Consider the following 21148-nt stretch of genomic DNA (forward strand, 5'->3'; position numbering starts at 1 on the left):
CGCGGTTCAGGCCGCCCACCATAGCAGCTTCTTCAGAAGGGGATAGTAAAGCCCAAGGCGAAGTTTCACCTCATCGCCATGAGCGAGGCGCATCATTCGGCCATAGCTCTCCAGTTGTTCTCTATAGATCAGTTGCTCCTCGTCGAGAAACCCCGAAACGTTGGGGGCGGCGGTCTTGTAATCGATGATCCACAGGCAATCGCTACCTTCGCTCAGCGGTTCTGCCCCAGCTCGAAAAAACCGGTCAATTCGAAGCGTCCGCGCGACTCCATCCACCAAGCCCGTCCATGAGCTCTCGACGCCATCCTCGTCACGAGGAGTCAAGATCCACACTCCTTCCTCATCTTCGAGCGCGAATCGAAGCGCCTTCATGCTCAGCTTCGCGCAAGCCTCCGCATCTCCCGGAGTCAGTCCTTCGTGACGCGCCAAACCGAGTGCTTGTTCGTAGAGACGGGGGGAACCAGCCAGCAATTGACTTCCGGGAAGTCCCGATCGACGTAAGCTGATCGATCGTTCAAAAAGGGCGTGAACCACCGTGCCGAGCGTCCTCGATGATCTTGCCCCCTGGGGTCGTCTTTGATCTTGAACAGGTACGTCCGCCGTGACTGCTGTATTCGACACAGTCTTTGTTACATTCGAAAGAAAGGTCTGTCTGCTCCAGTTCGCCGGTAAGCGTTGGATCGTGGAAACAGCCGCCCCTGCCGCGATCGCACTCAGAATGCTGGACGAGGATGCAGGCGGAGGAAAAGCGAGTATGCCCTGTATTGGTTCAGCCACAGGCAGGGGGCGCCGACTGACGAAAACAGGCTCCAAAGCGGGCCATGCCGTGTTCAGCAGAGTGCCTGGCTTACTGCTCAGAGTTGAATTCGTCACCGTCGCGGTGCCAAAAAGATGAAGCTCCTCTCGCGCCCGGGTGCAAGCAACATACAGCAAACGCTTGCGCTCCTCGGCCTCCCGGTTGTCTCGTTGGAGCTGCACCCAGCGGTTCAATGCCGAGGTGTCTTCGCCTTTGCTGTCGATGGGTGCGGCCAATAATTCGATACCCTCACCGGTTGTCCGTTCGAGGTAGCGGATCAACGACGGAGCATCACGCTGCGCCCTCTTGTGCAATCCGGGCAGCAGGACTACGTTGAAGCCCAGTCCTTTTGCCTTGTGGATCGTCATGAGCTGAATCCCGCATCGCTCGCTTGTCTCGGGATCCGGTCTGGCGAAGAGCCGATTCAATTGATCGCTGAACTCCTCGCCCATCGCACCGATACCATCCGGGGAGACTCTCTCTAACATCCGAAAATAGGCGAGGGCATTTTCATATCCCGTGACATCGACGCAGGCGGCTCCACCAAGGCTCCGCCACGTTCTCTCGATCCAGGATGCAAACGACGTCTGGCTGTACCGGGAACGAAGCGCTGTCTGAAGTACGGAAGTAAGTCGGCTGACACGCCGTTGCGCCTCTTCCGTTAGAAGACAAATGCGCTCTTCGATCTGCCGGGCGACGCTCGCTTCCATGCGCTGCCGGTCATCCGTTCCACACAGCAAATGGATCTCGCGCAGCTCAAGCGCGCACCAGGGCGCACGCAACAAGGCAAGCCAAGCGATGCGGTCCATCGGATGGAGTAGAGCACGAGTGAGGGACTGCAGATCGAGGATCTCTTGCCGGCCACCCAGGTTCTCAAGTTCGATCGCGCGAAAGGGAATCTGCTGCTCTCGAAGCGCAGCGGCGATGTGGATCAGGTGGTTCTTGGCTCGCGCAAGCACCGCAACGGTGAATTCTTTGCCGTCACGCTGGGCCGCCTCAATCGTTGGAAGGTGGCGGTGGATGATCTCCAAAACTCTTGATGTCTCTCCTTGATCAGCTTCACCTGCATGAAGTGAGCGATCGTCCTCGTCGGCGTCATCTCCTTGCAAGTTCTTTGCGGACTCTACATAGTCAGGATGGACCTGGTAGGCGCCTGGAGACTGGTTCATATTTTTGGCCACACCAGGAAGAAAATCGACAGCGGCTGCTTCGGCGTTGGCGTTATGAGGAAAGATGATTTTGAAGATCGAGTTGAGTGGCTTGACGATGCCGGCACTGGAGCGGAAGTTGGTCTGGAGATGGAGATCCTTCACCGGGAGCATCCGTTTGCCGGTGTTGAGCCCTTGTCTGCGGACGAGGTCAAAAAGCTCTACGTCTGCCTGGCGAAACATATAGATGGACTGCATCGGATCGCCAACAAGGAAAAAGGTACGTCCATCTTCCGCATCGGCTGTCCAACTTTGAAGGAGCAACGCAATTAATTCGTGTTGGCGGCGAGAGGTATCTTGAAACTCGTCGATCAGCAAATGATGTATTTGTGTGCCCCGATCGCTCGGCAGGCCCTCGGCGCCAATGCCGAGCAGGACCGCGCGGGCAGCCATTCCAATCTCGACGAAATCAACCGAGCCTCTCTCGGCAAAGACAGAGTTCAACTCAACAGCTGCATGGCGAAGCGCCGTAAACATGGAGCGCAGCGTCTTCCATTGCTGCTCTGAATAGCGGGCAGGTGGGAGGTTGCGAATATCGACGAGCAGACCGTGTAGCCGCGGGATCTTGGTGAGGTCGCCCACCAAAAGATTCATGCGCTGCTTCGCGTTATTCTTCTTGGGTGGGAAGCCGGTGGTAATGTCGTAGCGTTTGCGCGGTTGACCTTCGTTGGTAAGCAACAGATCGCATAAGCAATGCCAATGCTGGATGAATTCTGCGGACACGCCAGGAAGTTCCTGAAGCCCCGCCAGCAACTTGATATCGATCTTCAATTCCGTGCTATTGCAGGCGTAATCTGCAAGCTCTAATAGCTCGGCGGTCATCATTGGGTGCGAGGAGAGCAGAGCATGGGCCTCGTTGAGCACCTTACCGATCTCTCGTTGAAGCGGCGCTTCAAGCTTGACCCTTGCTTGCTCCCAATCGATTTCGCCGGCCAGAGGAAAGGCCCGCATCCATTGGTCCCGGGTGCCGAGCATGCCGGTCAGCAACGACTCGCAGTCACGAAGATTACTGTCACGCAGGGTAAGCAGCGAGGTAAGCGCGGCGTTGAGTTCGACATCACTTCCACCGAGTTGGTCGAGCGTCCGGCGTGCAGCATCCCGGTAAAGTGGTTGTGCATTCTCGGTCGGCTCGAGTGTTCCGCTGAGCCTGGCCGTGAGTGGCATCTGGTGGGCGATACCGAGGCAGAGCGAGTCGATGGTCTGGATGTTGAGCCGCTGCGATTGTTCGAGCAAGCGCCAGCCTCGCTGGTTGGAGTTGGCGAGCGCGGCCCGTGCGAGCGCCACTGCCTGAAAGTCCTCTGAAGACAAGGCTTCGTTGCTCCTTACCTGCTCGAGCTTGCTTAGAATTCGATGCCGCATCTCGGCAGTCGCAGCCTTGGTGAAGGTGATCGCAAGCACCTGCTCCGGTTCCTCGACCATGGCGAGCAATTTAAGGAAGCGCATGGTCAGAAGCTCGGTTTTGCCCGAGCCCGCGGGGGCCTGGACGAGAATCGAACGGGTCGTATCCAGCGCCTGATCGCGGGCCTCCTGGTCGAGGAGGATTGTTTTACTCGCTCTCGTCATTCACCGGGTCCCCAGGGTCAACGTCGTTTTCCTGATCGCCTTCTTCGAACTCAAGAACCACAGGCGTCTCGGCCACACGGCACAAGGGGCCGAGAGCGCAATAAGTACATGTTTTCGGATAGGCTTTTGGAGCAACGGCGGCGTCGCCTCGCAGAAACTGGTCAGCCAGCTCTGCCAGCACATCGGACCATTCGCCGAGCACGTCATCGTCAAGACTTATCTTGGACGGTCTCTTTTGACGCTTGCCTGAACTCGTAACAGTGACTGCACTATCTGCGACATGACCGCAGAGTCCAATCTTGCGTGCCCTGATTTCGGCGAAGAGAACGCCTAGCAAGTCTTCAACTTTCCCGTGAACTGCGTAAAGAGGCAACTGCGGTTCGTCGGGCCGCGGCCCACGCCACATTACCGGCGAGACTTGCCCGGTCTTGTAGTCGATGATCAGGTTGCCGCCGTCAACCTGGTCGATGCGATCCACGCGCAGGTTGAGTTTCAGCCCATTGATCTCGGTCTGGATCTTTTTTTCATGCGCGAGGACGACAAAGGGCTGGCGCTGCATTTCATACTCGAGCCACCGTGACAGTAGCGAATACAGCCGGCCCTGCTCAACCTCCAGGTAGCTCGTCATCCACTCGCTCAATTGGAAGTTGCCGCTGCGGTCGCTGAAGACACGTCGAATGTGGTGAGAGAGAATACCGGGCAATCGTCCGGTCTCTTTAGCATGGATGAGCTCCTCGCGAGTTTCGAGCCTCATGTCATCTGGATTGTCTTTCGCCCAGAAGGCCTCGAGAACTCTGTGCAGAATGTCTCCACGGTCGAGAGGAGTGAGGCCACGCTCTGCAACCCGCATTTCTTCGGCCCCAAGCCGTCGGCTTGCGAAAGCTTGAAAGGCGCATGCCGATTGGCGCTTCAGGATCGCCGATCCCCCGGCGGCCAACTCCCTCGGCCAACTGATGAGCGAGCCATCCTCCACCGCGGCCGTTTCCCGCCGGTGGGGCGCTTCTTGTGGCGCCTGTAAGTCAGCTCTCAATTCTAACGAGGATGTCGATGCTATCCGCCCGAACGCCACCTCCAGGAGCGGCGAGGCGCGCAACTCTTCAGCTTCGTCCCGCCGTGCATAGCTGAAAACAGAGATGGACGAGCTCGCGGCTCTTCGTTGCATGACCGATAGCGAGAACTGCCAATCAAGCTCCAGCGACGAGTGTGGTATGGCTGCCTGGCGTTGCAGCCGTTGCGGCAGAAGGGAGTGTGGCGAAGCCTTGGGAGGCCATTGAGAATCGTCGACTCCGAAGAACCAGATTGCGTCGAACTGTTGGCCAGAGGCCTCTAACGCGCCCAGGATCTGGATCGGGGCATTCCGTGATTCTGGAGAAAAGACAGTTTCATTGGAATAAAGATCAAGCATGGCTACGAATTCAGCGTAGCCTACACGGCTGGAGTCAAAGCCGAGCGCCGAGAGTTCATCGGTAAGTCTCTCCCATCTTTGGAGGGCTTGATATTCAACACTGTGCAGGCTCCGTGTGCCGGGCCATCCGGATTCTCGCAAGAGCGAGGTCGCGTAGTCGATCCACTCTGGAATCGTCTCCTTGCGATCCGATCTGGTCTCGCGCGGCATCCCTGCAAGTTTGCGCATTCTGCTTAGAAAACGGTTCGCACTCAGCGACCCGGTGCGCGGCCGATGAGCGACGAAAGCCTCTAGCGGCGTCTTAGGAGGAAGGCGTGCATATTTGCGGATTTCGGCATCGAGAGCGGCCATCTCATCGGGATCCTCGCCTGACAAGGCAAAGAACCCCGAAGTCATGAGCCACGAGATCGACGATTGATCGAGAGGTTGATGGGTCCATTGAAGCAGAAGAAGAGCAGCTTTCACCAGGGGCGAGGTTTTTAGAGGAAGCCCAAGTGAGAACTCGAACGGCATGGCGTCCTGACTTTCGATCCCGATCGACTCCGGCATCAGGATCGCGCGAAAAATGCGGTCGATCTCCCCGCGAAGAGCGTTCACGTTTTGGACGATGATGGCGATGCTGGCAGTCGGGTTGGCTTCAATTTGCCGTCGGGCCCACCAGGCGCACGTAGCGAGTTCGTCGTGTAGATCGGCCGCTTGGACGACTCGTAGCTGCTGATTGATGGACGTGTCGGGCGCCGCAACTACTGCGGTTCCCGCCACCCGCACGGCATCGATGAGTCGCTGTTGAGCCGGGGCGGTGCGATCGAAACCGACCAGCAAGAGGTCTTGCGTAAGTTTCAACTCTGATATGCGAACAGCAGAAGCCAACCAACCAGCTAGATCGCTGCGGCTCATCCAGCGGTTGCTCTTGCACTCGCGCTCGAAGCGGGCAGCCCAGCCGCGAAACGACTCCGCGTCGGGAGTCGCCCAGCGCCACGATTCTCTCCGCCCCTCATGCCCTTCGAAATCGCTCAGCAGCTTCCAGGCGGAGGCGGCGAGTGTCGCGATGGATTCAGAATCTCCTCCTCCGGTAGAAGCCACGATCCGCTGCCAGACAGCTCGCTCTTGCCACGGAGATAGCAAGAGCGGGTTGTCGCTATGACTTAAGAGATGATGTCTCCACACTACCTGGAGCCAGTTCTCCCACGCATGAATCGAGGGCGTCGGCCATGCCGTTCTTCCTCGCATTCGCTGCAACTCGGCATATGCCCGGTGAAGGCCTCGCGCCGAGCGGGCATTCGCCGTGACCACCGTCCCTCCTCTGTCAAGATGGTCGAAGACTGTCGCGTGTAACGGGGAATTCTTCGGAGTGGAAGGTTGAGTTTCGACAGTTTTCACTAGTCGAAGTGTAAACTGACTCGGTGAAGCGCTTCTTGTTCTGCTTGCTGATTGCAGCCCTGGCCTCGATCGTATGTGGTTGCAAACACAATGCTCAAGGTTCTGAGAGCCAAGATGCCCAGGCGTCCGCCACGATCGCTGCCGGCAAGCAATATCCGGTGAAAGGAAAGGTGATTTCGACTGATCCAACGCACGGCGAGGTCACCCTGGAGGCAGCGGCGATTCCGGGCTTTATGGAAGCAATGACCATGCCTTACAAGCTGCGAACTCCCAACATCCTCACCGAACTTCACCCAGGCGACCAGATTACCGGCACACTTTACGTGACCGACACGAACGATGTTCTCGATCAGATTGTGATCACCGCTCAGGGCCAGCCCGACTACAAGCCGCCGATTCAATATCATGTGCTGAATCCCGGCGACCTGGTTCCTGATTTCAGGTTTTTGAATCAGAGCGGGAAGCACATCTCTATCGCAGATTTCAAGGGGAAGGCACTGCTGCTCACATTCATCTATACGCGCTGCCCGCTACCGGATTTCTGTCCCCGCATGAGCCAGAACTTCGCCAAGATCGATAAGGCGCTGGCGGCTGACCCGGCGCTGTATGCAAAAACCCACTTGCTGACCATCAGCTTCGACCCGGAATATGACACCCCGGCAGTGTTACGCAGCTACGGAGGCGCTTACACGGGCGAATACAGCCAGGAGAGGTTTATCCATTGGGATTTCGCGGCGCCGAGCAAGAAAGACCAGGAAGCAGTTGACGAGTTCTTTGACGTTGGCGCGACTCCTGAGAAAGACCGCACGATCACTCATTCTTTATCGACGGTCTTGATTGGTCCGGATGGCAAAGTGGTTCATTGGTATCCAACCAACGATTGGACGCCCGAGCAGGTGCTGGCCGATATCAAACAGGTGATCAGTTGAGGACGCAGATGAGGACGCAATCATGATTGTCATTTTGATGGGGGTGACCGGGACCGGCAAGACAACCGTCGGGAAGCTGTTGGCGAGCCGGACGGGATGGCCTTTCGCTGAGGGCGACGATTATCACTCGGAAGCGAATAAGCAGAAGATGCATGCCGGCATCCCGCTAAACGATGAGGATCGCGCACCCTGGCTGGCAACCCTCCACGATGTACTTTACGGCTGGTATCAGCAGGGGAAGAGTGGCATTCTGGCCTGTTCCGCGCTGAAGCAGGCATATCGCGATACTTTATCGAGCGGGATCCCCCGGGATGATTATCGTTTCGTGCTGCTCGAAGTGTCCCGCGAACATATTGCCGAGCGGCTAAGCCATCGCACCAACCACTACATGAATCCAGGGTTGCTCGATAGTCAGTTTGCCACCCTCGAAGTTCCCTCAGATGCGATCCGGGTCTCGGCGGAAGGCACACCTGAGGAGACTGTCGCGCTAATTCTCGATCAACTAGGACTGCCTCAGGGGGTGTGATGGGCCCAAAGCTCCCTTGCCCAACTCCCCCTGAACTGTAAACAAATCCTCCCGGTTGCCCGTCCAATGGGGGTGATGCAATTCTGTAGATCTTTTTTCTTCTCGCTTGGTGCATCCCTCACACTAGCGGCAGTTCCGGGGCATCTCGCGGTCGCGCAGCAAACGCCGGCGTCGGGCGCTGCTGCTTCGACCAGCCAGACAAAGCCGCCTGCCCCAGATACTGGCGCACCAACTACCCTCTCGGTGAACGTGAAGGTTGTGACCATGCCAGTCACTGTACGTGACAAGCATAATCAGATAGTCAAGGGACTTACCAAAGAGGACTTTACGCTGACTGACGATGGTCATCCGCAGACCATCAAGTATTTCAATCTAGACACGAATCTGCCGCTAACGCTGGGTTTGCTGGTCGACTCCAGCATGAGTCAGCGGACAGTGCTCGATCAGGAAAAGACCGCGAGCAAAACGTTTCTCGGTCAAATGCTCACAGGCGATAAGGATAAAGCCTTCGTGATCCATTTCGACCGTGAAGTCGAATTGCTGCAGGATCTCACGGCTTCGCGGGACAAACTGAGTTCCGCAATCGATCTGATCGAAGTTTCCTCAGCTCACAACGAGGATGCTTCGAGTGACGGTTCCTCGGGCAGCGGCCGCAGCATGCGCGGGGGCGGGACACAGCTTTACGATGCCATCTATCTCGCTTCCGATGAATTGATGAAGAAGCAGCCGGGGCGCAAAGCATTGATCATTCTCACCGATGGGGTGGATCGCGGCAGCAAAGAGACGCTCAACTCAGCCATTGAATCTGCGCAGCGCGCGGACACCGAGGTGTACTCAATCTACTTCAAGGGCGAGCGCGACAGTGGGGGCGGGAACGGCGGTCTCCCGGGGATGGGGCGGCACGGTGGCGGCTTCCCTGGCGGCGGCGGAGGCTATCCTGGCGGCGGTTATCCCGGAGGGGGTGGAGGCTATCCTCGTGGAGGCGGTGGTCAGCGTCCCACCGAATCGCATGTCGACGGCAAGAAAATCCTGGCTCAGATTTCCGGAGAGACAGGTGGCCGGATGTTTGAAGTTTCGAAGAAAGAAACTGTGGAGCAAATCTACGCGACCATTGCTGAGGAACTGCGTTCGCAATACGTGCTCGGCTACACTCCCGACAAGACCGACAGCGGAGCCGGTTATCACAAGCTGGCACTGACGACCAGCAAGAAAGATGTGACTGTACAGACCCGGGCCGGCTACTACTCCGATCGATAGAGGCGCCCCGAAGGCCTAATCAGAAGGCTCTACGGCCTGCGGATCATTACCGAACTTCCATAAGATCTGGCGCAGGATCCCTGTCCATGCGAGCGTGTGGGAGCGGTCGAGCGCCATGCTTCGGATCAGGCGGCGAATACGGATCTGATCGAAGTTGGCAGGGTGGCGGCGAGCGTATCCGCTCTCCTCCATTATTTGGTTCAACAATGCGGTCAAACGCTCCAGATCCCCCGCAAGCGCAGGCTCCAGCGGCTCTTGCGGTAAGGAGAGGCCGCTCTCACGGACCATCTCGTAAAGACACACAGCCACCGCTTGGCCGAGGTTCATCGAGGGATGGCGCACGCCGGGCGTCTGATGCATGGGAATAGTGACGAGCCAGTTGCAATGACTAAGCTCTTCGTTGCTGAGTCCGGTCTTCTCCGAACCAAAGAGCAGCGCTACACGGCCTTGGTGGCCTGACAGTAAGTCGCCGCGCAAATGGACGCCGGCCTCGGCCAGAGTGATGACCGGATGCTCGCGTCTTCGCGGACCCACCGCTGTGGTGCCCGCCACTAAGCTACAGTCCGCGACCGCCTCTGCGACCGATTCGAACTCCTCTGCCCCGGCCAGGACCGCTGACGCATTTGGCTCGTTCCAGGGGGACCCTGTATTCGTTAACCAGCCGCAGGCGGTGAAAGCCGAAGTCGTACATTGCCCGCGCCGCCGCCCCGATGTTATTTGGATCCCGGGCGCGCACCAACACAACGCATAGCCGATCAAGTGCGTCTTCACTAAGCATTCCAAAACGATTGTAGGCTGGAGGCGTCTTGAAGGGGGCGATCGCAAGGGGAAGCCCATGCCAAAGTAATGCTCCTGAAGCGATTCCATGGCCTCACAAAAAGCCCGGCAGGTATTAGCGTTTTGCATTACATCCACCCCGGCTTTGCTCTAGAATCGCATGGCGTCGAGGGCTTGCTTCAAGTGCGCCCTCGAAATTGGCGGAGGAGCTTTGGAATCCACTGAAATAGCAATCCGACAGGCGGAACTTGTGCTCAAGTTGTATGAGTTGCGGCGCGAGCCCGTGATGCGGCTGGCACGCAGCTATGTCGGCGGCGAATTTCTACCCTCCTCGGCTGACGAATTAACCGGGCTGGTGGCTGCCGGGAACCAGCAGAGCGCATATATTCTTCAGGTCTATGGCTACTGGGATATGGTGGCGGCTTTCGTCCTGCATGGAGCCATCGATGAGTCGCTGCTCTACGATGTTTGCCCAGAGATGTATTTCCAATTCGCCAAGATCCAGCCCCACCTGTCAGGCTTCCGCGACAAGATGGGCCTTCCCGAATGGATGAAGAGTCTGGAAAACGTTGTCGATGGCTCGCTCGAGGGCAGGTCGCGCCTCGCGCATATGCGCCATAACTTGGAGGAGATTAGGGCCCATCGCAGCCAAGTTCCGCGAGAATAGGCCCTTCTCTGCCTTACACCGGGATACCGCGCACTGACCTACACCCACGCACTGACCAGACGCCCAGCGCTCCCCAGAACCCTCAACTGATCGCTTCGTCCAGCAAAATAGCGAGCATTCATATCGGCGCTGCCGATATCTTCCAAGTCCCGGAACCTGCCAAGTTCCGCCTTGATCTCTGCTGGAGTAAAGAAAAGCCGAAAGGGTTCCCCGGCCAGTTGGACGCGGGATGCCAGGGAATCGTGCGCAAGTTGCTCGAGGAGGGGAAGAGCGGAACGCGGCTGTCCGTAATCAAGGACAATGCCGCTGCCCGCGGGTTGAGAGGCAACGAAGTTTAAAGTTGCCTGGAACGCGGGAAGGGTTAAGTAGGGCACGACTCCGAGACACGCAAAGAAGGCTGGCAGTTCAAACTCGAAACCAGTGGCGCCAAGCTCTTCCGGCAACGACTGGCATTCGAAATCGACTGGCGTATAAGTCAGCTGCTGGGGAATCACGATGTCGTTCGACTGCAGCAGGGTGCGCTTCCATTGCTGGGTGGCGGGATGGTCTACTTCGAAGATCTTTAAGTCGGGATAGGGATTGCGATAGGCGAAAGTATCGAGGCCCGCGCCGAGCAGCACATATTGGCGGACGCCCCTCTCGAAGGCACGACGCAGGTTTTCCTCGGCATAGCAGCTTCGCGCGACGAGAAAAGCACGGAGTGAAAAGGAGAACGGCCGGTCGGTCCGGACCGGCGTCTTTCGAAGTTCTTCTACATAGGTCTTGCCGAGAATGGGAACCGCTAACGGGTCGTTAAAGACCACCGGCGAGTCGTAGATCTGGTGCGCGGCTCGGCGCAAGGCTACGCGGAGTGCTGTTCGAGATGGGACCTCCTGCTGCATGGGGATTTGGCCGCCTCCGCCTCCTGGCCAAGCAACTCACAAATCTATGATTTCAGTATGACATTCGCTGTCATTGTGAGAAACCCAAGGGTCTCGGTGCATGAGACTTAATCTCCTTCCAGATCGATTCCAACCACAACTTGGCCCGACCGATGCGAAGATTCCGCCTGCGCCCAAGATTTCGATTGTTTTCCGCGCCCAAGTGGGTGAAGCTTGAAAAACTTTCCCGGTGGGCAAGAGAGTCCACCTGTTTGAATGCCGTTTCACCGACGATTCCCCGAGGACTTCATGAGCCAGGCGGGGAGATTATTAGACTGCGGAGCGCGAGGAAATCATGCTAACTCGGACGATCTTTTCATCTCAGAAACACCCCATCCTATCAATGTTGGCCTTGACCTTCCTTCTTGGGGGAATCGCACTTTGCCAGCATCAGGACGAGAGCACACTGATAAGCAACCCGCTGCTTATGCCGGCTAGAACTATTGCCTCTTCTCTCGTCGATGGTGGCATGCCCGCGGATGACGCATCCGGCAGGGTCTCGGTAACGTTATCGACTTACAATCCACCCTTTGGTGCGGTTCATCTATCCAGCAAGTTTAATAGTCTGGCCTTCGACACCAACCAAGTAACAAAAATTCGCAGCCCAGGAATGTGGGGAAGCGGCGATTTAGTAAGTCTCTTTCAGCTCATAGGCACTGAGGGAACGCTCCGCATCGGAGGCAGCAGTGGAGACTCCGTGCTCTGGGGTTGTACAACCAACGCCTCTCCTCCTAATGGAAGCTGTACTGGTCCCTGTGGGAGCACTGCAGGGCTGGGCAATAACAAGATGCCGGTCACCGGTACCACGCTTGCACAGATAGGGATCGACGCTGAGTATACCGTCACAACTTGCGATATCGATAATCTCGCCGCCTTTCTCAATGCCACCGGCTCGCCGGGCTGGAAAGCAACCTGGGGATTGAATATCTGTCTCAATGACCCCAGCACCGGGCCAAATGTCGAAAACAATTGCAATGGAAGCAAGAGTCCCCGAGGGGTGCTCGCAGTTGACGGCCGCGGTATCTCCGATGCGGACATCGATGCCTATGCAGCCGTTCAAGCGAATGCAGCGGCCTACATCGCTTACAAGTTAGGTCCTCACCTGTCAGCGTTCGAAATCGGCAACGAACCACCGGAAGCATGGAAGAACATGCCTGATCCGTTCAAAGACTATGAATATATCTGGAGCCGCTTTCGCAAAGTGATCTTAGCCCGAGTACCGGGAGCGAAATTTGTGGAGCCCGCTGACTTAGGCTTTTCCAGCCGGAAACCGCCGAATGCGTACGTTGTAACCGGCGCTCAACCCTGTCGTTCCGGCGACGGATGCGTCAGGAACAGCGCCCTCGTCACCCCGCAGACGGTCATGGGCAGTTATCACATCTACCGCACGACTCAAGGATGCAACCCCGGCAGCAACCATTGCAGCAGTAGCACCCATCCGGCTGGGCCAGAACCTGACTGGCAAGCTCACGCAGATGCGAATGACATTGGCGGATCCCTCTTCCCTTACCTGCACTCTACGATTCTTCCCGCGGTAAGCGGGTATGCGCTAAACGGAGCATCGCTTCCCTATGTCATGGGAGAAGGTGGCGAGTTCGACGCGAAGACGAGCAATGTAGGGAACGAGTATGGAGCGACTCTGTGGTATATCAACTTCGCGCTTATCAACGCTATGTTCGGATCCTCGGGAGTTTATATCTTCAATGAATGGTCTCCGATGGGAATCAACTACGCGAACGGCTCAGTAACTCAGGTGAACCCGCTGGAATATGCTATGTACGCGTCCAGTCACTTGATGAACGCGACATCTGGAGGCATGCTGCTTGCATCTAATGTCACCGGACTTTCTTCGGACGCTAAATCCGGGCTCAAGTTTCCCGGTAAAGAAAGCTATCCTTGCCGGTATGTTTCCTACCCCACCGGAGAGGGTCCGATGCATCCTCCAGTTGCGTATAACGGGCGGGGGAAAAAAGACAGCTACACTACTTCGAACTTCTGTGCATGGGGTGTCGCAATCAATGGCGGAGGAACGAACGTTATCCTGGTGAACAATGACTATTACAACCCGGTAAACGCGAGCATCACCTTCCCGAATATGACTAGCCACGCGGTCGAGGAGACTCTAAGCGCTACCGGCTGCAGGCCCTCCGACGGAATGCACGTAAGCACCTGTACGAATGGCGTTACCTTTGGTGGCAGTGACATCAGCCCTAACGGAGAGTTTCATCCTAAGTCGACGACTCTTTCGGTGTCTTCCAATATCGTGGAGATCACTGTTCCCCCGGGTAGCGCCGTCTTAATTGAAGGAAGACCGTAAGCCTCTTGGAAGGCTTCTTCCTATCTTCGACAAGCTAGGAATCCACTCTTTCTCCTGCCACGAACTCGACGCCCTCCAGATCTATCATGCCAAAGAGTGAATCCTGCGTTGGTCAAGATTCCCGACAAAGCATCGCCGGCTTGTGATTTTTGTGAAAATCTTTGCACCTTCGAAGATCAATCGGCCGAATACCTTGACCATCAGATCAAACCATTAGTAGCTGAACCGATCTAATAATCCGGAGATCGGCGGAACTCTAAAAAACCACCACTTAGCATGCACGTGTAAGTAGCGAGATAGGTCATTTGCCTTTCTCTATCTCTCAAATGATCCGCTTCTAGGTGCTGATGCCAGTAGTCACTCTTCAGGTGTTAACGGTATTCATTAGACTAGACGAGGTGAGCCGTTCCTTAACATCGGGCGCTGACCGTGGAGATATTACTTAGCGGTAGTGCATTCTTACACGGCGCCGACTGAGAATTGACGGAGAATTACTTTAGTGTTCTATTAATCCCATCTTGGTGTTGAAACCTTTGCTATTTAAGTGCTAGGGATTGAACATTAGCTCGGTCCTATGTACTCTGGTTTTAAAGACACTGTCTATCTAGCTCCATCGATGCTTGAATATTTTTTCGCCGCACCCCGGTGAATTGCGTGGCATGAGTCTCGTCCCACGGTTACTTGAAGTGTGTCCAAGGACACTGCCTAGGTTAATGCCTCCCCCTGTTTGCTCGATTGAAGAGTAAGTCGACATTCTTCAAGCCTGCGCATGGAACGAAGGCGCTAACTAATCAGGAGTAAGACTATGATCGCCCGCACCTCTCAGCTCGCTATAGTTTTAAAATCCACATTCCTGGCGATGGCTCTTTTCGCCATTGCATTCTGCGGACCCGCTGCTTCGCGTGCTTATGCCGGAACGAAGTCGGTTTCCGTGACGATTCAACAGGGCGCCACGCAAATGTCTATTGATTCCACATTCAATGGCTTCAGCTGGGATAAAAACACAATGACAGGCCCACTCTTCTCCCCTGACGACGACGCGCTGGTGGCCCTTTTCCGGCAGTTGGGCCCAGGGGTCCTGCGTTCCGGCGGCAATAGCGGCGACCAGGTTGTCTGGGACCCAAACGGTCGTGGGATGACGCATATGGTGATGTCTCCTCCCGACATAGAACGCCTTGCCGCGTTCCTGAATAAGACCAATTGGAAGGTAATTTACGGCCTCAATTTCGCAATCGGAAATCCGCCCCTCAAAAACCTTCCCTCGGAGGGGGCCGTTGCGGCAGCAGCAGCCACGGCCGCGAACGAAGCAGCGACGGCAGCCTCAATCCTCGGCGATCGTCTTATTGGCTTCGAGATCGGGAATGAGCCCGGCGACTTCAGCAACAACGGCCTGAGACCGTCCAATTACTCGTTCGCCGAGTTCAAGACGGAGTGGCAGACCTTCGCGAATGCAATTCGCACTGAGGTGCCCAACGCGGTGTTTGTGGGTCCCGCCGACCTTACTTATACCCCGCCCTTTATAACCAACCTGGGGAAACAAGCGGGATTGATCACCCAGCATTACTACCGCAGCTCCGGAGAGGCGGGCAATAGCACCGACATTCAGCAGCTGCTGACGATCGACCCATATTTAGTAAATACGATTCTGCCGACCACTCGTTCGCTTTCGGCTGCCGTTCCCGTGAGGTTCAGAATGGGAGAGTGTAATGCCTTCAGCCAACCAATTGGAATGGGAAACATCTTTGCTGTGGCGCTCTGGGCGATAGACTTCGAGTTTCTCAATGCCATGAATAATTCCGCCGGGGTCAACTTCCAGCCTGTCCCCGGGATTGCCCCCCTCGATACCAGAGATGGCAAGGGAGTGGTAACCGGAGTTAACCCGCTTTTCTATGCGATGAAGCTGTTTTCAATGGCTGCCGACGGCACTCTGTTGAAGACGTCGGTTTCTGCGCAACAGGGTGTATTCTCGGCCTATGCAGTGTCCGGAAATAACGGGTCTACCTATGTTGTATTGAGCAATAAGGACTCGGCGAATGCTGTAGAAGCTTCCATCAACTTCATGCAGCCCATGGCATCGGCAACTTCCACGGTATTGACCGCGCCATCGCTGACCAGCACCAGCGGAACCACGCTCGGCGGGTCGCCCATCAACCCCGACGGAAGTTGGTCTCCAACCAAGATTGAGCCAGTAGCTGTCTCTAACCGAACGGCTACCGTCACTATTCCGGCTGGAAGTGCTGCTTTTATCGAGGCATTGCCTGCGACCACCTCACTCGGCGTTCCGAAGAGCAGTCTTTGTGTCCAGTCCACTCAGAATACGAGTGACGGTTCCTACGTTCTTCAACAAGCCGGCTGCAACTCCACTTCGCCTGGGCAGGCTTTCGCATTCGTTCCCACTCAGGACGGGTTTTACTATGTGCTCCCGCAGAATTCGAATCTCTGCTTAGACTGGCAGCAGCCGAGCGTGCTTCAGACCGCGTGCGCACGAACTCATACACAAAAGTGGCAGATTGAATCGAATACGAACGGAACCTACTCGCTCCTCAGCAGGGACGGCCACTATTGCCTGAACGTCAGTGGAGGCCTGGCGGAAGACGGGAAACCAATGACGGCGGGAAGTTGCACTGGCCAATCCAGCAGTCAACTCAACTTGAGTAATCCTCCGGATGCTCCTCTACAAACGTCATCGACTTCGATCATCCTCGGGTACGACAACCTTTGCATGGACATCAAAGAACAAAGTCTCTCGGTTGGGCCCTATGTTCAACAACATGCCTGCAACGGTAAGTCGAATCAATCCTTCGCGCTAGCATCCACGCCTGATGGCCACTACACGATCTCTTCGAACGAAAGTCTACTGTGTTTGGATGGGTCTGCCGGCAATACCACCGTGATCCAGAATGTGTGCACAGGAGGAAATGCGCAAGAGTGGCAACTGAATAGCAAACCGGGGGGCACCTACACTCTGCAAAACGCAGCGTCTCAAGGTTGCCTGGGAATTCCGAATGGCTCCAACTCGGCCGGCTCATTATTCGCGCTGGGTGCATGCAATGCCGGCGCCAACCAGATGTTGAAGTTGGCCACGCCACCATCGCCATAGTCGGTCTATGTTCACCCGGCTGTCAACGGCGGCTCCCTTCACCACGAACGACCTACTGTTCATGGTGAAGGGAGTCGCTACTCCTTTAGTCTTATCTACTGCGAGGCCATCATCTTGATCACCGCCAAGTCACCCAAAGCGTGGCAAGTCAAGCGATCCATGAAGATCAATTTCCTGGCTATGGGGTGTCTTGAGACTTCACCTCGCCTGATCCGAAGATCGCAGAGGTGACCTGGGAGGCTTTGGTCTGTTGGAGACGATATCCGTCCCTTGTCCGGACTCGGTAGGTCTGCATGTCTTTGCCGGCTAACTTCACGGTGATCGTGCGCCAACCCCGATTCGAGTTTGGCTGGGGGTAGTAACTAAGGAAGTAGAGGTGGGCAAGATCATCGCGAATCGAGGCAAACGCCTGGGTTTCATCCTTCCAGGTCTTCGCAAAATAGGCCTTGCCCCCGGTTGCCTTGCTCATCCGTTCAAAGACAGCAGTTGAAATCGGCTCAATCTGTGCTTGTGCAGTGCTGACCATATAGATGATTGTGCCGGTCGACTGGGCCAATTCGGCGACATCCTCCGGAGGCACCAGGCTGGCGTTGTCCGGGCCATTGGAAAAGACCACGATCACTTTTCTTCCGTTGATCCGCGCGGCGTCCTTCACCGTTAAGAGCAGGCTGTCGTACAGCGCGGCGTTGTCTCCGGCTACCGTGCTTCGAACGCTTCGCAGGACCTGGGAGCGGTCTGAAGTTAATGCCGCAGCCCGCGAAAGGTCCCGGCTGTAGGAATAGAAGGCGACCTTGCTGGCGCCCTGCAAGGAGCGTACGAAGTCAGCAATTGCATCCTGCGCGTACACAAAGGTTCGATACATGTAGTTGCTGGTATCGAAGAGGATGAAAACATTGGCATCAAAATATGGCGATGCCAGCATCTGGCTCGCGGTACTGTTGGATGGCTCGCTCGAGGGCTGCTCCGCATCGCTTTGTCCTGAAGATCCGTCGGCCGAACCGGCCGATTTAATTACAGAACGGCTAGATTCACCGCCTGCTTCGAAAGTAGCGATCTTTTCCGGGATGCGGTCTTCGGTGACCACGAAATCCTGAGGTCGAAGACCGGTGACATAGTTGCCTTTCCGGTCGGTGACTGCTACGCCCAGTTGCACCAGGTTGACATTCACCCGGATGGACGCCTCGTCGTTCTGGGCCCCCGTCCAAGCACCGGCATCCAGAAAGAGGCCCGCAAAGACCAAGCAGGATATGAGATGCTTCTTTGCCACGGTTCTCCTTTGATCCACCAAGCTACTCAGCAATCAACGCCGGGCAGTGGTTTCCGCTCCTGGAAATGAGGTCAGCTTGCCCTGCAAAAAATCCTCGCCGGCCCCGTGCATCGCTCGAACCACTGCAGGCCAGTCCTCGAAATGGCTGGCGAATATTTTCGAGATCATGAGGTGAGTCAGCAGTGGAGAGAGAACGTTCAACGTCTCTGGTGAAATACCCCTCTCATCTCCTAACCTGGCCCAATATAAGTTGGTTGAGTCCCACGATTCCGAAAACAGGCGGCTCGCATATCCAGAAACAGCTGGAAACGGCCGGACACTCAGCATTTCCCGGCCATAAGTCTGAGCAAGAGCCGGGTGGGGAATGCCGAAGTCCTTCGAGATGCGGTCAAGGCCGACTTCTGCTGGATACTGACGGGACAGGTTGTCCAATGCTTGACCAGATTCCCCCCAGGAGGAGGTTTCGTTGGGATACCGCTGACGAAATTGCACCGCCAAATAGAAGGTATCGGCGGGAAGAAGCCGGGCAATTTCGCTCGTCACCTCTCCCGATTGCATTGCTTGCTCCATCTGCGCCATTCGTAGAGGCGACATCCGCTCGGAAAGGATGGGGACAAGCCTTTCCCGTAGTTCCTTGTTGGCTGCCGCAGCATTCAATAGATCCTCCCCAGCCCGCTGATAGAGGGCGACGGCATGCAACTCATGCGGACTCACATTCCACCAGCGCGATAGCGTCGCTCCGGCCAGAAGATTGGGAACAATCTCCTGCCAGATGAGCGCCTGGACGTTTGCCGGCGCAATGAAGTCCTGTTCAGCGGCAGCTACTGCATACGGTAAATCCGCCAATGAGCCGACGAGGTATGCGCCCCCGCCTGCGGGTGCGCCCGCTCCGAACAGCCCAGGCGACTGCCAGACATGATTAATGCCAGAGACGGTCGCTCCCGCGAAATCATGCGAGCGCACGAAGAGAGGGTTAATGTGGAGGATTTGAGATCCTGGCGGTTCATAGTAGGCATAGTTCAGGCCCACCAGGGTGTCCCTTAGGAAAGGGGTGAGTTGTCCGCGCGCGGCCTCCAGTTTTCCTGGTTGATTCGTCTGGCCAATGATCTTCGCTAGATCCGTACGCAGCTGAAGCTGCGCATGTCGCCGATTGAAGACGCCCGGCGCCCACTCGGCCTTCTCGTTTTCAGTGAAGATGCGCCGCGGCATCTCGAAGTCCCGAAGCTCACCGGTCAAGCTCCGCAGCTCCGCGCTTGGGGGGGCTCCGTGCGTCATCGCGCTCAAGCCCCGATTCAGTTCAAAGAGCGTATCCAGGGGGGTTAAGCGCTGGTCTTCCATGACCGAACGTATCCTGCCTGCAACCTCAGAGCGAGCCGCTTGGCCTTGCGAAGTCTTCTGTGGGGGGCCGGCCAGCAGTTCGACGATCTCACCTTGCGAACCAGTGGGTTTACCGGTCGCCGCCAGCAGAACCTCGCTAAGGGACCTCTCGCCCGCGTCGAACAACTGTGCTGACGACTCAAGACGTCCAAATGGATCGATAGTCTTTTGCCATGAAGGAGCAAGTTGGTCGTAGGGGATTTCTCCTTGCCGAGCCAGAATTTGCCACAGGCCGAGGTTCGCCTGGAAAATTCCTAGTGCGTCTCCGCGCAAGTCCTCGTCAGAGATACGATTCAAAGACTCAGCCGCATGAATGAACCGGTTGATGGATGAGTCATTCAATTCAGGAAACTCGGAGAAACTTAGATACCAGTCACTGAATTGCGGATAGGCCTGGGCCATCAGGAGGGTCGTTTCCGGTGATAGCCGATTTTGCGGGGGCCTCTCCCGGTCCAGTTCGCTCAGCGTTAAATAGGTTTGCACTGGGCCGTTGTCTTTGTACGAGCGGGTAAAAGAAACCATTGATTCCAGCAGCTGCTCTGAGTTGCTCCAGTGCCGCCCGTGCCTGCCGACAATCTGCCTCCAAATTTCGAGGTTTCCCGGGACGAGTGGCTCGCCGTTGGGCTGCCATTGCTGGCGCGTGAAAAGAACCAGGAGCGCCGGCGCCCTTCGAAAGGACGCCCTGGCTGCAAACTCATTTCCATCGGGCTCTCGGAATGCTTCGTAAAGACGCCGCAGCCGCGGCGATTTCGTTAAGTGGGTTTGCTGCTCTCGATCGACCCGGGCAATGGTGTCAAAGTAGGCGGCCAGCCAGCCCCGATCCTGTGCCAACAGCCGTATGGTGAAGTCTCGAGGCGATTCGGGGCTGGCTCCTACTAGATCCTTCCAACCGTCCTCGGCAGCCGGTCCTCCCGGCACGAGCACTTTTCCTGAGCGGATACAGAGCTGTGATCCGTAGAAGTCCAGTACAGCGGCATGAGGCAGCAAATTCACCAAGCCGGTCGAACGCTCCATCGAAAGTGCAGTTTCGGGGTCGACTCTGGATACGGCCCAGTAAAGACGAGCGACCTGCGGATCGTGGAGGAGCACATCGAGCAAATCTGGGTGGTATTGCTTGGCCCAGGTGCTTAGGTTGGTCCAGTCGGTTTGCTGAAACAATAGCGGAACTCGCGTGGGCGCGTAGGGATAGTCAAAAGGAGTATTGGTCTGCAATGACTCCTCAAGCTGGGTCAGGGGAAAGCCCGAGTCGATGGTTAAAAAGGCGGTTTCTGGATTGAACGCCGCTAGACTCGCGTCTTTTTGTCCGCACGCATTGCGCAGACGGTAGCCTAGCACTTGCAGCAGCGGTCCGGCCTCTTCACAGCGGGAGACGTGAATGCTGCCGTTTGGCCCTGCCAGCTCCTGAAGCGCCCTGGCCTGGCGCACATACCGCTGGAGCAAAATCACATATTCAGTCTCCCGTCCGGAGGGGTAGCCCATAACGTAGACGTCGCGGGCTAGGACAGGCAGCACCTCCTCCACCGGAATCTCTTGGGAAATACCGGCCATTCTAAGGAAAGACCGTAGCGGTCCGGGAATAGTGATCTGATTTATTGGAGGCAAAACCGATCGAGAAGGCTTACTGGCAACGCCTGTTGGTGCCGAAGGTTCAGGCTGACG

Annotated in this window: 13 protein-coding genes; 6 read left to right on the top strand and 7 right to left on the bottom strand. The window is 56.4% G+C overall.

The features are described 5' to 3' along the window. Nucleotides 1-6: 6 nt before the first annotated feature. Nucleotides 7-3567, bottom strand: a complete 3561-nt coding sequence (locus ACPOL_RS11680; RefSeq protein WP_114207222.1) for a UvrD-helicase domain-containing protein — start codon at nt 3565-3567, stop codon at nt 7-9. After that, entirely contained in the window at nt 3551-6265 is a 2715-nt protein-coding gene (locus ACPOL_RS11685) for a PD-(D/E)XK nuclease family protein (protein ID WP_161557302.1), read from the bottom strand. Before ACPOL_RS11685 ends, ACPOL_RS11680 begins: the two co-directional genes overlap by 17 nt. A 110-nt stretch (nt 6266-6375) precedes the next feature. On the opposite strand from ACPOL_RS11685, the gene ACPOL_RS11690 reads away from it, so the two are divergent. The 3 genes from ACPOL_RS11690 (at nt 6376) to ACPOL_RS11700 (ending at nt 9064) form a co-directional block, all read left to right on the top strand. Further along, nucleotides 6376-7281 (top strand): SCO family protein, encoded by a 906-nt coding sequence (locus ACPOL_RS11690; protein WP_236657415.1) that lies wholly within the window; start codon nt 6376-6378, stop codon nt 7279-7281. 22 nt (nt 7282-7303) lie between these two features. Further along, on the top strand, nt 7304-7807 hold the full coding sequence (locus ACPOL_RS11695) for a gluconokinase (protein WP_114207224.1): 504 nt from the start codon (nt 7304-7306) through the stop codon (nt 7805-7807). Nucleotides 7808-7882: 75 nt separating this feature from the next. After that, nucleotides 7883-9064 carry a VWA domain-containing protein gene (locus ACPOL_RS11700; protein ID WP_114210785.1) on the top strand — a complete coding sequence of 394 codons (1182 nt, stop codon included), beginning with the start codon at nt 7883-7885 and terminating at the stop codon, nt 9062-9064. A 15-nt stretch (nt 9065-9079) separates the two neighbouring features. On the opposite strand, the gene ACPOL_RS11705 is transcribed toward ACPOL_RS11700, so the two are convergent. Together ACPOL_RS11705 and ACPOL_RS35470 are read right to left on the bottom strand one after the other, a co-directional pair. Then, nucleotides 9080-9616: a TrmH family RNA methyltransferase gene (locus ACPOL_RS11705; RefSeq protein ID WP_338026787.1), complete on the bottom strand. Its 537-nt coding sequence runs from the start codon at nt 9614-9616 to the stop codon at nt 9080-9082. Between the two features lie 4 nt (nt 9617-9620). Continuing rightward, nucleotides 9621-9842, bottom strand: coding sequence for a TrmH family RNA methyltransferase (locus ACPOL_RS35470; RefSeq protein ID WP_275066513.1), 222 nt, complete (start codon nt 9840-9842; stop codon nt 9621-9623). A gap of 210 nt (nt 9843-10052) precedes the next feature. Between ACPOL_RS35470 and ACPOL_RS11710 the strand changes: the two genes are divergently transcribed. Beyond that, the gene (locus ACPOL_RS11710; RefSeq protein WP_150132962.1) at nt 10053-10508 is read left to right on the top strand and encodes a DUF4760 domain-containing protein; all 456 of its coding nucleotides are present in this window, start codon (nt 10053-10055) and stop codon (nt 10506-10508) included. A gap of 38 nt (nt 10509-10546) precedes the next feature. On the opposite strand, the gene ACPOL_RS11715 is transcribed toward ACPOL_RS11710, so the two are convergent. Then, nucleotides 10547-11389 (bottom strand): class I SAM-dependent methyltransferase, encoded by an 843-nt coding sequence (locus ACPOL_RS11715; RefSeq protein WP_114207226.1) that lies wholly within the window; start codon nt 11387-11389, stop codon nt 10547-10549. Nucleotides 11390-11855: 466 nt separating this feature from the next. On the opposite strand from ACPOL_RS11715, the gene ACPOL_RS11720 reads away from it, so the two are divergent. Next, a complete protein-coding gene (locus ACPOL_RS11720; RefSeq protein ID WP_150132963.1) occupies nt 11856-13745 on the top strand; it encodes a glycosyl hydrolase family 79 C-terminal domain-containing protein in 1890 nt (629 codons plus the stop codon). 805 nt (nt 13746-14550) lie between these two features. Further along, nucleotides 14551-16845: a glycosyl hydrolase family protein gene (locus tag ACPOL_RS11725; RefSeq protein WP_114207228.1), complete on the top strand. Its 2295-nt coding sequence runs from the start codon at nt 14551-14553 to the stop codon at nt 16843-16845. 178 nt (nt 16846-17023) lie between these two features. Here ACPOL_RS11725 and ACPOL_RS11730 read toward each other — a convergent pair whose 3' ends face one another. Together ACPOL_RS11730 and ACPOL_RS11735 are read right to left on the bottom strand one after the other, a co-directional pair. Continuing rightward, the gene (locus ACPOL_RS11730; RefSeq protein WP_236657416.1) at nt 17024-18112 is read right to left on the bottom strand and encodes a VWA domain-containing protein; all 1089 of its coding nucleotides are present in this window, start codon (nt 18110-18112) and stop codon (nt 17024-17026) included. A 33-nt stretch (nt 18113-18145) separates the two neighbouring features. Continuing rightward, the gene (locus tag ACPOL_RS11735) at nt 18146-21001 is read right to left on the bottom strand and encodes a hypothetical protein (protein ID WP_236657417.1); all 2856 of its coding nucleotides are present in this window, start codon (nt 20999-21001) and stop codon (nt 18146-18148) included. Between the last annotated feature and the right edge of the window lie 147 nt (nt 21002-21148).

The organism is Acidisarcina polymorpha, assembly GCF_003330725.1.
Classification (GTDB): domain Bacteria; phylum Acidobacteriota; class Terriglobia; order Terriglobales; family Acidobacteriaceae; genus Acidisarcina; species Acidisarcina polymorpha.

Excerpts from the sequence above, each read along its gene's own strand:
- ACPOL_RS11680 (WP_114207222.1), bottom strand. The coding sequence starts at position 3,567 with ATGACGAGAGCGAGTAAAACAATCCTCCTCGACCAGGAGGCCCGCGAT.
- ACPOL_RS11695 (WP_114207224.1), top strand. The coding sequence starts at position 7,304 with ATGATTGTCATTTTGATGGGGGTGACCGGGACCGGCAAGACAACCGTC.
- ACPOL_RS11700 (WP_114210785.1), top strand. The coding sequence starts at position 7,883 with ATGCAATTCTGTAGATCTTTTTTCTTCTCGCTTGGTGCATCCCTCACA.
- ACPOL_RS35470 (WP_275066513.1), bottom strand. The coding sequence starts at position 9,842 with ATGCTTAGTGAAGACGCACTTGATCGGCTATGCGTTGTGTTGGTGCGC.
- ACPOL_RS11715 (WP_114207226.1), bottom strand. The coding sequence starts at position 11,389 with ATGCAGCAGGAGGTCCCATCTCGAACAGCACTCCGCGTAGCCTTGCGC.
- ACPOL_RS11720 (WP_150132963.1), top strand. The coding sequence starts at position 11,856 with ATGCCGGCTAGAACTATTGCCTCTTCTCTCGTCGATGGTGGCATGCCC.
- ACPOL_RS11725 (WP_114207228.1), top strand. The coding sequence starts at position 14,551 with ATGATCGCCCGCACCTCTCAGCTCGCTATAGTTTTAAAATCCACATTC.